Source organism: Paenibacillus humicola, from assembly GCF_028826105.1.
Taxonomy (GTDB): Bacteria; Bacillota; Bacilli; order Paenibacillales; family Paenibacillaceae; genus Paenibacillus_Z; species Paenibacillus_Z humicola.
On the sequence record NZ_JAQGPL010000001.1, the window covers coordinates 3,785,777 to 3,801,312 of the forward strand.

Sequence of the window (15,536 nt, forward strand, 5' to 3'; positions counted from 1 at the left end):
CCGTCCGACCTTCGGACGGCGCGCCGTTTCGCTTGTTCCAACGTGTTTATTTCTTGTCGTCGACGACCTCGTAATCGGCATCCACAACGTTGTCTTTCTTCGCTTCGCCGCCTTGAGCCGTTTCCGCGCCTTGTTCGCCCTGCGCTCCAGCCTGCGCCTGCTCATAAAGCTTAACGGACAGCTGTTGCACGATTTGCGTCAGCTCTTCCGTCGCTTTCTTAATCTGCTCGATGTCGTCGCTCTCGATCGCCTTCTTGACCGCTTCCTTGGCGTCGTTCGCTTTCGCGACTTCGCCGGCGTCGACTTTGTCGCCCAGGTCCTTGATCGTCTTGTCGACCGAATAGACCAGCTGGTCGGCATTGTTTTTCGCTTCGACGAGATCGCGGCGCTTGCGGTCCTCCTCGGCATGCAGCTCCGCATCCTTCATCATACGGTCGATTTCCTGATCCGACAGGCCGCTCGAGGACGTGATCGTAATCTTCTGGCTCTTTCCCGTGCCTTTATCGAGCGCGGATACGTTGACGATGCCGTTGGCGTCGATATCGAACGTGACCTCGATTTGAGGCACGCCGCGCGGTGCAAGCGGAATATCGCCGAGCATGAAACGCCCGAGCGTTTTGTTGTCGGCCGCCATTTGACGTTCGCCCTGCAGGACGTGAATTTCGACGCTCGGCTGATTATCCGCATACGTCGAGAAAACTTGCGACTTGCTGGTCGGGATCGTCGTGTTGCGCTCGATCATTCTTGTAGACACACCGCCAGCCGTTTCGATGCCGAGGGACAGCGGCGTGACGTCGAGGAGCACGACGTCCTTCACGTCGCCGGTCAATACGCCGGCCTGCACCGCGGCGCCGAGCGCGACGACTTCGTCCGGGTTGACGCCTTTATGAGGCTCTTTGCCGATCAGCTTCTTAATCGCGTCCTGTACCGCCGGAATCCGCGTGGAACCGCCGACGAGCACAACCTTGTCGATATCGCCGGAGCTGAGGCCGGCGTCGCTGAGCGCCTGGCGCGTCGGACCGAGCGTGCGTTCGACGAGCGGAGCGGACAGCTCTTCAAATTTGGCGCGGGTCAGGTTCATTTCCAAGTGCTGCGGCACGCCGTCGACCATCGTAATAAACGGCAGCGAAATCGTCGTCGTCAGTACGCCGGACAGCTCCTTCTTCGCTTTCTCGGCCGCATCCTTCAGGCGCTGCACCGCCGCTTTATCCTTGCGCAGGTCGATGCCGTGCTCTTTATTGAACTCGCCTGCGAGATAATCGATGATCACCTGGTCGAAATCGTCGCCGCCGAGCCGGTTGTCGCCGCTCGTCGCTTTCACTTCAAAAAAGCCGTCGCCGAGCTCGAGAATCGAAACGTCGAATGTGCCGCCGCCGAGATCGTAGACGAGGATCGTCTGGTCCTCCGACTTCTCGAGGCCGTATGCGAGCGCGGCCGCCGTCGGCTCGTTGACGATGCGCAGCACTTCAAGACCGGCGATTTTCCCTGCATCCTTCGTTGCCTGGCGCTGGCTGTCGTTGAAATACGCCGGGACCGTGATAACGGCTTGCGTCACCGTTTGCCCCAGGTACGCTTCCGCATCGGACTTCAGCTTCTGCAAAATCATGGCCGAAATTTCCTGCGGCGAATATTCTTTGCCGTCGATCGTTTCTTTATGATTCGTGCCCATATGGCGTTTGATCGAAATGACCGTGCGGTCAGGGTTCGTAATCGCCTGCCGTTTGGCCGATTCGCCGACAATCCGCTCTCCGTCTTTTTTGAAGCCGACGACGGACGGCGTCGTGCGGCTGCCTTCCGGGTTCGGGATTACGACGGCTTCGCCGCCTTCCATAACCGCTACGCAGGAGTTGGTCGTTCCAAGGTCGATACCGATTACTTTGCTCATTTAGGAGTCCTCCTCAAACTATCGTAATGTCGAGCCGATATAGGGAAGCTGCGCCGTTCAGCCGCTGACTTTGACCATGGCGGGACGCAGCACTTTATCTTTCAGCATATAGCCCTTCTGAACTTCCTCCACAACGATGCCTTCTTCGTGCTCCTCGGATTCCACCTGCATGATGGCCTGGTGGAACTCCGGATTAAACGGCTGGCCGACAGTATCCATCGGCTTCAATCCCTCCTGCTCGAGCACCTGCTCCAGCTGGCGGAAAATCATGTCCACCCCTTTGGCGAACGCGTCGAAATCGCCGCCGCTGCGGCCCGCTTCCAGCGCACGGCCGAAATTGTCGACGACCGGCAGCAGTTGGCCAAGCAGCTTCATCGAGGCGTAGCTCGCAAGCTCTTCCTTCTCTTTCATCGTCCGGCGGCGGAAATTATCGAAATCCGCCTGGGCGCGTAAGTACCGCTGGTGGTTATCCTCAGCCAGCTTCGTCAGCTCTGCGACGCGCGGGTCCTCCTCCGCCGCATCCGAAACCTTCTCCGCCTGCCCGCCGGCCGGTTCCCGTTCCGAAATCCGGTCGTGCTCCTGCACGGCTTCTTCCTCGCGGGCTTCTGTTTGTTCATCTTTATGTTCCTCGGCCGTTTGTTGTTCGTTTGCGCTCACGGAAAGGTTCACCTCCTCGAATTCATCGTTCATTTGTACCATCGTCCAAGCAGGACGGCCATATCTTTGGAAAGCACGTCGAGCAGACTGATCACCTTGCCGTAATCCATCCGCGTCGGGCCCAAAATGCCGATCGTGCCGAGCGACTGCCCGTCGATCGAATACGTAGCGGTGATCACGCTGCAGCTCGCGATCGCATCATGTTCGTTCTCGGTGCCGATGCGCACCTGGATGCCGCTCGGCACGGACGCGAACATCCGCATCAAGGTCGGCGTCTCCTCCAGCAGGTCGAGCAGCGTTTTCACCTTTTCGACGTCCTTGAACTCGGGCTGCTTCAGCATGTTCGTCGTGCCGCTCAGGAAGACGCGGTGTTCGTCCTCGCCGCTCAGCGCATCGCCGAGCATATCAAGCAGATGCTCGCAGCCGTCGATATAGCGTCCCAGCTCCCGGCCGACCTCCGAGTACAGCTTCGACTTCAGGCGAGCAATCGGAACGTCGGCGAGCTTTTTGTTCAAAATGTTGGCCGCCCGCTCCATGTCCGACATGCCGATATCCGGCGGAATCGTAACCGTCCGGTTTTCGACATGTCCGGTGTTGGTCACGATAATCGCCACCGCCGCGTCTTCGCTGATCGGCACAAGCTGGAAATGCTTCAGCGTGTTCGTAAACGTCTCCGGCCCGAGCACGATGGACGTATAATTGGTCATATTGGAAAGAATCATCGCAGCGTGCTGGATGATGTGCTCGAGCTGATTCATTTTTTCCGCAAAAAAGGAGCGGATCGTCTGCAGATCGCGCTCGGTCACCTCGCCCAGCTTCACCAGATGATCGACGTAATACCGATACCCTTTAATGGACGGAATCCGCCCCGCGGACGTATGCGGCTGCTCCAAAAAGCCGAGCTCCTCGAGATCCGCCATTTCGTTACGAATGGTCGCAGCGCTGTAAGCGACATCGCCGCGTTTGGAAATGCTGCGCGAGCCGACCGGCTCGGCAGAGCGGATGTAATCGTCGACGATGGCGTTCAAAATCATGCGTTGGCGTTCGGTTAACATCGCTGTTCCCTCCAATACGTACCGCTGAAAGGCTCGCATGTCAGTCGATCCTTCGTCTGCGCTCGTTAGCACTCGGGGTCGTTGAGTGCTAATCATTACTACAAAAATACCAAACTGACTTGCCCATTGTCAAGTCAGTTCAGCGTTTTCAGGACGGCTATTTCATCGCAGCAATGCTGCTTGGGACAGTTGACGCAGTCGGTCCAAACTTTCTCCGGAAAGATATCCTTATTGACGACCTCAAAGCCGTTTTTCTCGAAAAAACGAACGGCATAGGTGAGGGCCATCACCTTCGGAATTTCCTGTCTTCTCGCTTCCTCGATCAGAAAATCGACGAGCTTGCTGCCGATGCCGCCGCCCTTGTGCTTTTCCGTGATGCCGAGCGAACGAATTTCAACCAGTTCCGCTCCGAGCCTGCACAGCGAGCCGCATCCGACGACCTCGCCGTCCAGCTCGGCGACGACGAACGTATCGATCTGTCTGGACAGCGTCTCGCGCGAACGCGGCAGCATGACACCCTTTTCGGCGTAACCCGCTATCAACTGCGTTAGTATATCGACGTCTTCAGGCGTCGCCTTTCTGCATACCGCCTCCACGCTTCCTTACCTCCCCGATGCATGATTAATAGAGTAATACGTATAAATATACATCAGCTCGACCAGACGCACAATAGTTTTTTTCCCGGCAAAGCATCCGGTCATTCCTTGCAGATCGCGCATTACGGCTTCCCCGGCACGCGCCTATTCCCCGATAAACGCCCCGAACACTTCATTGCCGAGGGGGATCCCCCGCTTTGAGAGCCGGTAGCCCCCGCCGGGGGCGCCGGTCCGCTCAAGCAGTCCGTCCGCGAGCAGCTTCCGCAGCTGCGGGCCGAAGACGTCCTCGATCGCCTGCCCCGCAAACTGCCCGGCGAACGCTTCGCCGCTGACGCCGTCCAGCAGCCGCAGCCCGACCATCATAAAATCCTCCATCGCTTCCTCTTCGCTGACAGGATTTGTTTCGAGTCTCGGCAGCTGCATCCGGGCCTTATCGATATAGGGCTGTACGCCTTTGACGTTGATATGACGCTCGCCCTTGGCATAGCCGTGGGCGCCCGCTCCGATTCCATAATAAGGCTCGTTCCGCCAATAGGTCGTATTATGCCGGCTTTCATAGCCCGGTTTTGCAAAATTGCTGATTTCGTAATGGCGGAAGCCGGCGGCGGTCAGCTTATCGATCAGCAGCATATACATCGCAAGCTCGTCATCCTCGGAAGGCAGCGGCAGCTCATTGCGCTCGTAAAGCGCATGGAAAAGTGTATTCTCCTCCACCTTCAGCCCGTAAAGCGAATAATGCGGCAGCTCCAGCTCCAGCGCGCGGTTCACGCTGTCCGACAGCAGCCCGACCGTCTGGCCGGGCAGGCCGAACATGAGGTCGATCGATAAATTGTCAAAGCCGGCTTCGCGGGCGTTCCCGATCGAGCGGTATACATCGTCGACGTTGTGTATACGTCCGATCCGCTCCAGCAGCCCGTTGTCGAACGACTGAACGCCGAAGCTGATCCGGTTCACCCCTCCGGCTCGCATCGCCGCCAGCTTCTCCGGGTCGGTCGTGCCCGGATTCGCCTCCATCGTAAACTCGGCGCCGTCCGCAATCGGAAAATGCGCCCGAACCGCCTTCAGGAACCGCTCCATTTGCGGCGGCGTCAACACCGTCGGCGTCCCTCCGCCGACGAAGACCGTGCGGATGTCGTCCGGCGGCAGCACGGACACGGTGATTTCCATTTCGCGCTCCAGGGCGTCCAAATAATCGTCCACCGGCTGGCCCTTCAGCACATAGGAGTTGAAGTCGCAATAATGGCACTTGTTCGTGCAAAACGGGATGTGAATATATAAAGCGCGCGGGGCGTGCATCAGCATCTTGGGTCACCTCCTGCGGAATCGTGATAGGGTAAGACAACCGGCTTCTGCCGCTCGGCTGCGCATGTCAACATCAGCGCTTCAATTTTTGAGCGGCGGCGGCGCGCCTGGCACAAAAGCGAAAAGGGAGCCCGCGGCTCCCTCGCGTTGTTTCGTCGCCCGGCCGAAACGGCACACGGCACAGGCTCGTCCGATGCCCGTCCTGCACGGTACGGCACCGGCCCGACCGACGAATCAGTCTTCGTCGATTTTCAGCACCGCCATAAACGCTTCCTGCGGCACCTCGACGCTGCCGACCTGCTTCATCCGCTTTTTGCCTTCCTTCTGCTTCTCCAGCAGCTTGCGCTTCCGGCTGATGTCGCCGCCGTAGCATTTGGCGAGGACGTTCTTGCGCATCGCCTTGACCGTCTCGCGGGCAATGACCTTCTGACCGATCGAAGCCTGCACCGGTACCTCGAACATTTGACGCGGAATAAGCTCTTTCAGCTTTTCGCAAATGATCCGCCCGCGCTGGTAGGCGCGGTCGCGGTGAACGATGACCGACAGGGCGTCGACCTGTTCGCCGTTCAGCATGATGTCCATCTTCACCAGCTTCGACTGGCGGTAGCCGGACAGCTCGTAGTCGAACGACGCATAGCCCTTCGTGCTCGATTTGAGCTGGTCGAAGAAATCGTAGACGATTTCGGACAGCGGGATATCGTACGTGATCGTAACGCGGTTCGTGTCCAAATATTCCATATTGATAAACTCGCCGCGCTTGTTCTGGCAGAGCTCCATGATGGCGCCGACGTAATCGTTCGGCACGATGATGGCCGCCTTCACGTACGGCTCCTCGACGTACTCGATTTTGCCGACCTCGGGATAGTTGGACGGGTTGTCGATCTCAATGGTATCCCCATTCGTCAGCGTGACGCGGTAAATAACGCTCGGCGCAGTCGTTATGAGCGGAATATTGAACTCGCGTTCGATCCGCTCCTGAATGATTTCCATGTGCAGCAGCCCGAGAAAACCGCAGCGGAAGCCGAAGCCGAGCGCCGACGACGTCTCCGGCTCGTAGCGCAGGGAGGCGTCGTTCAGCTCCAGCTTCTCGAGCGCGTCGCGCAAATCGTTATAATCCTGCGTTTCGATCGGATATAGGCCGCAGAATACCATCGGGTTGATTCTCCGGTAGCCCGGCAGCGGCTCGGGGGCGGGACGCTTCGCTTCCGTCACCGTGTCGCCGACGCGCGTATCCTTCACGTTCTTGATGCCCGCCACGATAAAGCCGACGTCTCCGACCGCCAGCTCGTCCACGATGCCCATGCGGGGCATAAACGCGCCGACCTCGATAACCTCGAATTCCGCTCCGGTGGCCATGAAGCGGATTTTTTTTCCCGCCCGAATGCTGCCGTCCACCACGCGCACGTATACGATGACGCCTTTGTATGCGTCGTAATGCGAGTCGAAAATAAGCGCCTTGAGAGGCTGGTCCGGATCGCCCGCCGGCGCCGGCACCTTCGAGACGACCTGCTCCAAAATGTCTTTAATGCCGATGCCCGCCTTCGCGGAAGCCAGCACCGCTTCGCTTGCGTCGAGGCCGATGACGTCCTCGATTTCCTGCTTGACGCGCTCCGGCTCGGCGCTCGGAAGGTCGATTTTATTGATAACCGGCAAAATTTCCAGGTTGTTGTCCAGCGCCAGGTAAACGTTCGCCAGCGTCTGGGCCTCGATGCCCTGCGCCGCGTCCACGACGAGCAGCGCGCCTTCGCAGGCGGCCAGGCTTCGCGAAACCTCATACGTAAAATCGACGTGTCCCGGCGTATCGATCAGGTTCAATATATATTCCACGCCGTCGTCCGCCTTATAGACGAGCCGAACGGCCTGCAGCTTAATCGTAATGCCGCGCTCGCGCTCCAAATCCATCTGGTCGAGCACCTGGTCCTGCATTTCCCGGGAGGACAGCGCGCCCGTATATTCCAAGATTCGATCGGCCAAAGTCGATTTGCCGTGATCGATATGGGCAATAATCGAAAAGTTCCTGATTCTATTCTGTCGGTCGCGTACGTCCGCCATGCCTAACCCCCACAAAGATCCATATTGCCAGCCATTCCGTAATTATATCAGTTCGGGGGGTGGTCATCAATCCGTAATCGAATCGAAGAACGAAACGATAAAACGGATCCCTTCGCTCGATACCGACTGCAGCAGACCGGCCGCGCCGTCGGCCAGCTTGTTAACCGACGAATCGCGCCGCGTATCGGGAAGCCCGGGCAGCCGTTCGTTTTGCGGTGCGGGCGGCTGCTGCTGCGCCGCTTCCGGCTGCTGCGTCCGGCCGCCGCTCCAGCGGCTGCGCTCGGCTTCGGCGACGCTTCGGGGCGGCTGCTGCCCGTAAGCATCCGAATTTTCGGGCAGCGATCGCCATCCGTCATCGCCGCCGTACTGCCCGTAAGCGCCGGCCTGCGAACCGCCGTAACCGCCTCCGGCATATCCGCCGCCCGGCTGTCCGCCGTAAAGGCCGTCGTTTGCATGATCGCCGCTGCCGGCCTGCCCTGACGGCGGATAGGTCCATCCCCCATCGGGGTCATAGCCCGTCCGGTTTACGGGCAGCGCCCCGTCGCTGCCGAAAGGCCCGTTGATCCGCTGGACGCCGCTGGTTGCAATATCGATGCCGAACAGCACGATGAGCGCCACGACGCCCCCGATCATCGCCATTTTAAACGATTGACGCCGCATATCGCTTTTCCTCCTTATAATCTCTCCGAATCTTCCTATCGCCAGTATTTCCGCCCGAGACCGTCCGATACGCGATTCAGCTGGAAAAATTCGTTTTCGGAACGCTCACTTTCTCCGCATTCCAGTAAATCTTCGAAATCACCTTGGCCAGCGCATCGACCGTCCGGTACGATTCCTCCAGCGTATTGTCGATGCCGCCGATTTCGATCAGCACGCTGTCCGGAGAGACGGACTGATTATACTCGCCGTTGCCGGTCGCCGTCGTTTTGCCCCAGATGCCGCGCGAGATGCCCGGATACTCTTTCTTGAGCGCCGCGTCGATTTCTTCGGCGAACGCTTCGTTTTTGCGCCAGTTCGGGTTGGCGTGGCCGACGATGAAGAAGACCTGCGCGTAAGATTTGCCGTTGATCGTCGCCGTCGTATATTTGCGGTGCTGCGAATCGCGGTGAATGTCGAAGAAAAACTTCAAATCTTTGTTCGATGCCATTGCCTCTTCGACCGTTTTTTTCGAATATTTATAGGAAAGCACCCACATATAATTTTTGATCGTGCTCGAATAATCCGTCGACGAATGCAGCGTCCCGATGCCGGCATCGTTCAGCTCCTCCGCCAGCCGCTTGCCGAGCAGGGTCACGTTGATGGTGGACGACGTCGGATCGCTGCTGTTCGTTTTCAGCTCCGGCGCCCACGATTCGCGGTTATGCGAATGGTAAATGAACACGACATCGCGGCCGGCCGTCGTCGGAGCGGCCGAGTGGCCCGCCTCCTGCCCGCCGGCTGCCGGACCGGCGGGTTTGCCGGTACCGTCCTGCGCTCCCCCACTCTGAGGCGATTCGGAAGAGCCGTCCTTCGCTCCTCCGGTCGAATCCGCCTGCGGCTTCACGCCGGTTCCTTCCTTTTCCGCTCCGCCTGCTCCACCCTGCGTTTCGCCCGCTGCCGGACCGCCGGCCGGCTCGCGGTCTTCGGGCGGCGTTCCCGCGTCCGCGGTAAGCGGTACCGTCCGGTCGCCGCCGTCCATGCCGGGGTATTCGCGCGCAAGCAGGCTTTTCGGATCGGAGACGTTGACGTCCGTCAGCATCCGCACCAGAAATGCGCCGAGCTGCTTGCCCGACGGCTGCGCGCCGCCCTTGCCGTCGTCCGCCGCCGGCATCTCCATCGCCAGCATCCGTCCGAACAAGCTGCTTGACAATGCTGCGGCGAGTCCTTTCATCGACGAGACCGGCGTACCGGCAGCGTTCTGCTGCACGATCGCGCCGATTCCGATTACAAGCACCATAAACATCGATAAGACGGATAATAAAACAAAGGTGCGTCCCGTCACGAGCAGCTCGCGAAGCCTGCGGCTGCCGTTTCGCAAATTCCAGGTTACGACAGGTTTCATTTCCAAGCGTTCCTCCCATCGGTGCGCTTTCTCTTAAACAAGCTGTTATCACTTTATGAGAGGATCGGAATCCATAGAACCGAAAGTTTCATAGAAAGCGGCTTTCATAGAAAAAGAGACTTCCCGCGGGAAGCCTCTTTTCATGAACGGCGGATTAATGCGTGTAGGCGGCTACGTTCGATTTGTCCACCGCTTCATGGAGCGCGGCATTCAGTCCGCTTGCCACGATGTTCGCGATGTCTTCGATAAACTGGTCGATTTCTTTCGGGGTGACGAGCAGGTCGTAGCCGAGCGGCCCGAGCGCTTCGCGGACGAGCTGCAGCCGTTCGTTCTCCGGCATTTGATTGATCAGGCCGAATATATGGTCGGTATTGCCGTTCTGGGCCTGGATATGCTTCTTCATCAGCTCGATCGTATTATTGACGATCGTTGAGGCATAGACGACCGTCGGAACTCCAATGGCGACGACCGGGATGCCGAGGATGTCCTTCGTCAGCCCTTTCCGCTTGTTCCCGATGCCCGAGCCCGGATGAATTCCGGTATCGGCGATTTGGATCGTCGTATTGACCCGCTCGAGCGCCTTGGAGGCAAGCGCGTCGATGGCGATGACGAGGTCGGGCTTCGACCGGTCCACGATACCCTGCACGATCTCGCTCGATTCGATGCCGGTGATGCCGAGCACGCCCGGAGCAACGGCGCTGACGCAGCGGTATCCGGGTGCGACCTGATCGGGCATCAATTCGAAGAAATGCCGCGTGACCAGCGCATTCTCGACGACGAGTGGGCCTAGGGCGTCGGGCGTCACGTTCCAGTTGCCCAGTCCGACGATCAAAATATTCGCGTTCTTGTCAACCCCGATGCGTTCCAGAAACGAAGCGAATTCCTGGGCGAATCTGGTGGCGAGCCGGTCCTGAAGGCCGGTATCCTGCTTGCGCAGATCGGGTACCTCGAAGGTCACGTAATGGCCGATCATTTTGCCGAGTGCGCGCGAGCCCTGTTCGTCCAATATATCGAGACGCGTAATCGTAATGCCGTCTTCTTCCTCGGTGCCGGAACGGACGCCCGGAATCGGGCCCTGGCCCCCGGATTCCGCCAGTTCTTTAGCCTCCAGCGCCAAGTCGATGCCGGCATTGAATCGCGACAAATCAAGCTCTTCCATGATGTTCGGGCGCTCCTTCCATCGGTTTGGCTTTAGTTTGCGAACATGGAAAGTGAATTATGCGGGCGAACGGAGCGCCGTCCGCCGTTTGCCGCAAGCCGCTTCTGCCGCTGCCGGCGGGCATCTGAGCCGGTGACGGCTATTGCTTTTTGGAAATGCCCATGGTAGAATGTTTCAAGTTGTGTTTTAACTAAGGGGTTTCTCTTGCTACGGGAGGTGAAATGCTATGCCAAACATTAAATCCGCTGTGAAACGCGTCAAAACGAGCGAAAAACGCCGCGCTTTGAACGCTTCGCAAAAATCCGCGCTCCGCACGGCCGTGAAAGCCGCCGACCAAGCTGTTGTCGCAACAGACGTCGATGCTGCCAAAGCCGCCCTGCAAGCCGCGACGAAAAAGCTGGACAAGGCGGTTACCAAAGGCCTGATCCATAAAAATGCGGCTGCCCGCAAAAAATCTCGTCTGGCGAAAAAGCTGAACGCTCTTTCGGCGCAAGCCTGATTCGAATAAAAAGTCCTGCCCGGTCCGCGGCGAAGCGGAGGAGCAGGACTTTTTTTGCGCCTTTTAACGGATGTCCTTCAGGCGGCCATCGACAACAGAAACAGCTCGAGGCCGAGCGTTTTGTCGATTTGGCCGGTCTTCATTTGATAGTCGAGTTCCGCGAGCCGGTTCAGGTGCGCGCCCAGCGCGGCGGTCGTAAACTTGCGGGCCTTCTCGGCAGCCAGCTTCACGGCGTACGGGTGCAGGCCGAGCTGCCCCGCCATCTGCTGCGGCGAATACCGGTGCTGCTCAAGCTCTTTGACCTGCAGCATGATCCGCAGCTGGCGGGCGATCAGCGCCGCGATGCGGATCGGCTCCTCCCGCCGCAGCAGCAGCTCGCCGTACAGCCGGAGCGCCCGGTCCGCCTGCAGCGAAGCCATCGCATCGATGAGGGCGAAAACATCCTCTTCGACCGTCGAGGCGGTCAGCGCCTCGACCGAATCCGCGCCGACCGCGCCGCCTTCTCCCGCATACAGGCACAGCTTGTCCACCTCGTTCGCCAGCTGCTGCAGGCTCGCGCCGGTGCGGGCGAGCAGCAGTTCAGCGGCTTCCCGGCTCATCGACCGTCCCTGCTCCTCCGCCCTGCGCACGGTCCACTGCAGCAGCTCGTTTTCCGTCAGCTCCTGAAACGGCAGCAGCGCATCCTTTTCCTTCAGCAGCTTGACCGCCTTGCGGCGCTCGTCGAGCTTGTCGGCCATCACGAGAAAGACGACGACGCTGCTTTCGCACGGCTCCTGCACATACGCGATCAGCCGCTCCGTCCGGTGTTCGATTTTCCCGCCTTCCCGGCCCTGCGCCGCAGCCAGTACCGATTGATCGCGGACGACCACCAGCTTGCGGCTGGCGAAGAAAGGCAGCGTCTCCGCTTCGGCAACCGCTTCGTCGACCGGCATCTCGGACGTATCGAATTTGACTACGCCGAGCTCGCGCTCCTCCTCCGGCAGCAGCGCTTCGGTCAAGGCGGCCACAAACTGCCGCATCCGGTAACGGTCTTTGCCATACAGCACGTATACCGGCCGAAATTGCCCGTTCTTCCATTCCCTTGCCGCCGCTTTCGCGTCCATCGCTTGTCCTCGCTTTCGTTCGAGCTGCAGAAGAGCAACAAAGGGATGAAGCGGAAGGCTTCATCCCTTTGTCCCTGAACATCTATATAAACATCCGTCGCAGGCGGCCCATGGTACCGCTGCAGGGATGGTCATACGATGCCCGAGGCACCGTCCATGACGCGTGCGTTTTCTATACCATACGCAGCTGTCACGGAAAGTGTGCAAACCTGCCCGCGAATTATTTGATTTGCGTCGTTTCCGTGCCGTTCGCCGCGTCCACCGTATGGACGACGGTCTTCCCGTTTTCGTCCTTGGTCTCGAACGTAAGCGTCCTGCCGTCCTCCGACCATTTTACCGCAGTAACGCCGCCTTTGAAAGCTTCACTTTGATATGTGATTTGGTTCGCTTCATTGTCGGCGATGCCGAGCACCGACGACGAATCGTCGAAAGCCGCCTTATACCGGCCGCCAGGTGAATCCCATTGCCGGGTAATCCGTGCGGCGCTGAAAATTTGCCCGTCCTTCGGCGCGCTATCATCCGGCGGAGCCGCCGGCTTATTCGGCCCGTTCGTTATTCCCGGTCCGTCAGCAGCGGAGCCGTCGGGAGACGCAGACTGCTGCCCGCCCGAGCCCGATGTCGAATAGTTGGGCGAAAAGGAGGGCGCGCCGGAATTGCCTTCCGGTCCGAAATGCCGTTCGGTGTCCGCGCCGCCGTCTCCCGTACCGGAATCTGCGGCGTCGCCGCCGCCCGAACGCTGCGTATCGGAACCCCGCTTCGTTGAAGCCGTGCCGTCCGGATTCGCAGTGTTATCCGAATTCTTCTCGAGCTGTTTCGTCGCAGCTGCTTGATCGTCCAGAATAGGTTTCTGATCGGCTGACCGCAGCTCCGCTCCGCCTGTAGCCGCGCCCGCATCGGACGCCGCTTTATCGGCGGTCGAGGTCATCCCGCTTAACTCCTGCCGCAGCGTGCCGCCGGAATAATTGACGATCAGCAGAGCCGCGGCAATGCCTGCCGCGGCGACTCCGAGGGCGGCGCCGAGCGTCGTCCGGCTGACCAAGCGGCGCGCCGGCTTGCCGGCGCGGCCCGCCCTTGCGGCCGGAGGCTCCTCGCCGGTTTCCGTCCGTGCCGGCAGGCCGCTTCCCGCGCCCTCCGCCTGAAGCTCGGCGAGGCGCGGCAAAATCGCATCGACGAGGCTGTAGCTCGGCGTCACCTTCGGCAAATTTTCCAGTCCGGCATTAAGCAGCTGCAGACGTTCGAACACCCTCCTGCATTCGGGGCAATGCCGCGTATGAGTCATCAAGACCTCGGTCTCAAGATCGTCAAGATCGCCGTCAAGCTGCCGCTGCATATAGTCCATCACCTCTTGACAATTCATCCTCGGACACCGCCTTTCTGATAATCATGAAGGTACGATTGCAGTTGCTGTCTGGCCCGAAATAAATAAGATTTTACCGTATTAAGCGGAAGATCGAGCGAATCGGCGATTTCGTTGTACGAAAAGTCCTGCAAGTACCGCAGCACCACGACAGCGCGGTGATGCTCGGGCAGCTTGTCGATCGCATTTCGAATATCCTGAACCGCATATGCGGACATGACCTCTTGCTCGACCGAATGGTTGTCCTGAAACACCATTTCGTGTTCGTCGATCGATACGGTCGGTTTGGTTCTTCTGAATTTATCGATGCAGATGTTCGTCACGATCCGCTGCACCCACGTTTTAAACTGGGCTTTTTCTTCATAAGAACCGATTTTCGTATAGATCCGGATCAGCGCCTCCTGAGCGGCGTCCATGGCATCCTGCTCATTGTTTAATATATAGTAGGCTGTCCGGTATACGTGATGTTCAATCTCGCGCAATAGAGAAATCAGAGCGTCGCCATCGCCGGCTTGCGCCGCTTTGATCAGGCCGGGCTCTACCACGGGGATCCCCCTCTCTTGCAACCTTTCTGACGGAAAGGCGCAGGAATATGTTGCAGCTTCGTTTAAAATGTCTTTAAAAAAATTTTAGATTTAGCGATGAACCCCGTAAAACCCTACATTAAAGGATAGCAGAAAATCGGTACCCCGTATAGCGACGGCCGCCGCTCAGGCGGCAATTACCAGCCGAATCGCCCTCCCGTAAATAACCCGATTGGATATCACAATTTTCGGAAAATAAAGGTACATATAAAAAAGGAGCCCTCGCGGGCCCCTTCTCCTTCAATCGCGTTCAGTATCCGATATCGATTTGCACAACGTTAACCGCCGGCGCTCCGTGCTGCAGGTAGGCTTTCAGATTGTCCGCGAAAATATCGATGACGCGGTCCGAATAAGCCGTCGTACTGCCCGCGTTGTGCGGGGTGAGAATGATGTTCTCCATCGCCCAAAAAGGATGCTCCGCGGGAAGCGGCTCCTGCTCGAACACGTCAAGACCGGCCCCCGCGAGTTTCCCGCTTCGCAAAGCGGCGAGCAGGGCATCCGAATCGGTCGTTTTGCCCCGCCCGATATTCACGTAGAACGCGCCGTCCTTCATGGCGGCAAATTGCTCCTCTCCGATCAGGTGAAACGTCTCGGGCGTATGCGGGAGGCAGTTGACGATATAATCGCTGCGGCCAAGCAGCTCGTTCAATCCGTCCATGCCGTACATTTCGTCAATCCACTCCGCAGGCTCGCCGGAACGCCGGACCCCGATCACCCGCATGCCGAACGCTTTCGCCACTTTCGCCGTCTCCACGCCGATGGCGCCGGCGCCGAGGATGCCGATCGTCCTGCCGTGAATTTCGGCCATCGCGCCGTACTGCCCCCAGCGGCGGACCGTCTGGTGACGGACCGCAACGTGAATTTGCCGGGCAAAGCCGAGGATCATGGCGAAAATCGTTTCCGAAATCGGATACGGGTGCACGCCGCTTGCGCTTGTCAGGGCAATCCCCAGCTCCTTGAAGCGGTCGAGCGGCAGGCTGTCGACGCCGGCGCTCCAGTTCTGCACCCATTTCAAGGCCGTGCCCGGGCGAAGAACCGCTTCCCGCACGTCGCGATTCCAGCCGCCGATAATTTCCGCTTCCTTCGCATGCTCCATAAATCCGGGCGCACTTTTGCCGGCGATCAGCTCCCAGCCGGGCGCGGCATCCCGGATTCGGGCCAAATGACGCGCTTCCAGCTCCGGAACGATGACGATTTTCCCCATTGCTCGTTCACCTCTCCAATTTGGCATCGCATTAGTTTTATA

Annotated in this window: 14 protein-coding genes; 1 reads left to right on the forward strand and 13 read right to left on the reverse strand. The window is 58.9% G+C overall.

All coding sequences use genetic code 11. The features are described from left to right. Nucleotides 1–46 precede the first annotated feature (46 nt). From dnaK to gpr, 9 genes are all read right to left on the reverse strand, one after another. A complete protein-coding gene (dnaK, locus tag PD282_RS17590; protein WP_274651945.1) occupies nucleotides 47–1,885 on the reverse strand; it encodes a molecular chaperone DnaK in 1,839 nt (612 codons plus the stop codon). Nucleotides 1,886–1,942: 57 nt separating this feature from the next. Continuing rightward, complete coding sequence (gene grpE / locus PD282_RS17595) at nucleotides 1,943–2,575, reverse strand: nucleotide exchange factor GrpE (protein WP_274651946.1); 633 nt, start codon at nucleotides 2,573–2,575, stop codon at nucleotides 1,943–1,945. Then, nucleotides 2,572–3,597 carry a heat-inducible transcriptional repressor HrcA gene (gene hrcA, locus PD282_RS17600; RefSeq protein ID WP_274651947.1) on the reverse strand — a complete coding sequence of 342 codons (1,026 nt, stop codon included), beginning with the start codon at nucleotides 3,595–3,597 and terminating at the stop codon, nucleotides 2,572–2,574. The genes grpE and hrcA overlap by 4 nt, the downstream gene beginning before the upstream one ends. 134 nt (nucleotides 3,598–3,731) lie before the next feature. Further along, nucleotides 3,732–4,193 (reverse strand): N-acetyltransferase, encoded by a 462-nt coding sequence (locus PD282_RS17605; RefSeq protein ID WP_274651948.1) that lies wholly within the window; start codon nucleotides 4,191–4,193, stop codon nucleotides 3,732–3,734. Nucleotides 4,194–4,337: 144 nt separating this feature from the next. Beyond that, nucleotides 4,338–5,495, reverse strand: a complete 1,158-nt coding sequence (hemW, locus tag PD282_RS17610; protein WP_274651949.1) for a radical SAM family heme chaperone HemW — start codon at nucleotides 5,493–5,495, stop codon at nucleotides 4,338–4,340. 234 nt (nucleotides 5,496–5,729) lie between these two features. Beyond that, nucleotides 5,730–7,547, reverse strand: a complete 1,818-nt coding sequence (gene lepA / locus PD282_RS17615) for a translation elongation factor 4 (protein WP_274651950.1) — start codon at nucleotides 7,545–7,547, stop codon at nucleotides 5,730–5,732. Nucleotides 7,548–7,613: 66 nt separating this feature from the next. Continuing rightward, nucleotides 7,614–8,207 carry a hypothetical protein gene (locus tag PD282_RS17620; protein WP_274651951.1) on the reverse strand — a complete coding sequence of 198 codons (594 nt, stop codon included), beginning with the start codon at nucleotides 8,205–8,207 and terminating at the stop codon, nucleotides 7,614–7,616. 76 nt (nucleotides 8,208–8,283) lie between these two features. Next, complete coding sequence (locus PD282_RS17625; RefSeq protein WP_274651952.1) at nucleotides 8,284–9,588, reverse strand: stage II sporulation protein P; 1,305 nt, start codon at nucleotides 9,586–9,588, stop codon at nucleotides 8,284–8,286. A 154-nt stretch (nucleotides 9,589–9,742) separates the two neighbouring features. Beyond that, nucleotides 9,743–10,747 carry a GPR endopeptidase gene (gpr, locus tag PD282_RS17630; RefSeq protein ID WP_274651953.1) on the reverse strand — a complete coding sequence of 335 codons (1,005 nt, stop codon included), beginning with the start codon at nucleotides 10,745–10,747 and terminating at the stop codon, nucleotides 9,743–9,745. A gap of 226 nt (nucleotides 10,748–10,973) precedes the next feature. On the opposite strand from gpr, the gene rpsT reads away from it, so the two are divergent. Continuing rightward, on the forward strand, nucleotides 10,974–11,246 hold the full coding sequence (gene rpsT, locus PD282_RS17635; protein ID WP_274651954.1) for a 30S ribosomal protein S20: 273 nt from the start codon (nucleotides 10,974–10,976) through the stop codon (nucleotides 11,244–11,246). A 77-nt stretch (nucleotides 11,247–11,323) separates the two neighbouring features. Here the strand turns inward: rpsT and holA are convergent, their stop codons facing one another. The 4 genes from holA to PD282_RS17655 all read right to left on the reverse strand — a co-directional run bounded on the left by holA (nucleotide 11,324) and on the right by PD282_RS17655 (nucleotide 15,494). After that, nucleotides 11,324–12,349: a DNA polymerase III subunit delta gene (holA, locus tag PD282_RS17640; protein WP_274651955.1), complete on the reverse strand. Its 1,026-nt coding sequence runs from the start codon at nucleotides 12,347–12,349 to the stop codon at nucleotides 11,324–11,326. Between the two features lie 220 nt (nucleotides 12,350–12,569). Next, nucleotides 12,570–13,706 (reverse strand): anti-sigma factor family protein, encoded by a 1,137-nt coding sequence (locus PD282_RS17645; RefSeq protein ID WP_274651956.1) that lies wholly within the window; start codon nucleotides 13,704–13,706, stop codon nucleotides 12,570–12,572. Then, entirely contained in the window at nucleotides 13,703–14,251 is a 549-nt protein-coding gene (locus PD282_RS17650; protein ID WP_274651957.1) for an RNA polymerase sigma factor, read from the reverse strand. The genes PD282_RS17645 and PD282_RS17650 overlap by 4 nt, the downstream gene beginning before the upstream one ends. Nucleotides 14,252–14,540: 289 nt before the next feature. Then, nucleotides 14,541–15,494, reverse strand: coding sequence for a D-2-hydroxyacid dehydrogenase (locus PD282_RS17655; RefSeq protein ID WP_274651958.1), 954 nt, complete (start codon nucleotides 15,492–15,494; stop codon nucleotides 14,541–14,543). Nucleotides 15,495–15,536 lie beyond the last annotated feature (42 nt).

Bases quoted from the DNA above. Each gene is read 5' to 3' on its own strand.
- dnaK (WP_274651945.1), bottom strand. From the start codon at position 1,885: ATGAGCAAAGTAATCGGTATCGACCTTGGAACGACCAACTCCTGCGTA.
- grpE (WP_274651946.1), bottom strand. From the start codon at position 2,575: ATGAACGATGAATTCGAGGAGGTGAACCTTTCCGTGAGCGCAAACGAA.
- hrcA (WP_274651947.1), bottom strand. From the start codon at position 3,597: ATGTTAACCGAACGCCAACGCATGATTTTGAACGCCATCGTCGACGAT.
- hemW (WP_274651949.1), bottom strand. From the start codon at position 5,495: ATGCTGATGCACGCCCCGCGCGCTTTATATATTCACATCCCGTTTTGC.
- lepA (WP_274651950.1), bottom strand. From the start codon at position 7,547: ATGGCGGACGTACGCGACCGACAGAATAGAATCAGGAACTTTTCGATT.
- PD282_RS17620 (WP_274651951.1), bottom strand. From the start codon at position 8,207: ATGCGGCGTCAATCGTTTAAAATGGCGATGATCGGGGGCGTCGTGGCG.
- PD282_RS17625 (WP_274651952.1), bottom strand. From the start codon at position 9,588: ATGAAACCTGTCGTAACCTGGAATTTGCGAAACGGCAGCCGCAGGCTT.
- gpr (WP_274651953.1), bottom strand. From the start codon at position 10,747: ATGGAAGAGCTTGATTTGTCGCGATTCAATGCCGGCATCGACTTGGCG.
- rpsT (WP_274651954.1), top strand. From the start codon at position 10,974: ATGCCAAACATTAAATCCGCTGTGAAACGCGTCAAAACGAGCGAAAAA.
- holA (WP_274651955.1), bottom strand. From the start codon at position 12,349: ATGGACGCGAAAGCGGCGGCAAGGGAATGGAAGAACGGGCAATTTCGG.
- PD282_RS17645 (WP_274651956.1), bottom strand. From the start codon at position 13,706: ATGAATTGTCAAGAGGTGATGGACTATATGCAGCGGCAGCTTGACGGC.
- PD282_RS17655 (WP_274651958.1), bottom strand. From the start codon at position 15,494: ATGGGGAAAATCGTCATCGTTCCGGAGCTGGAAGCGCGTCATTTGGCC.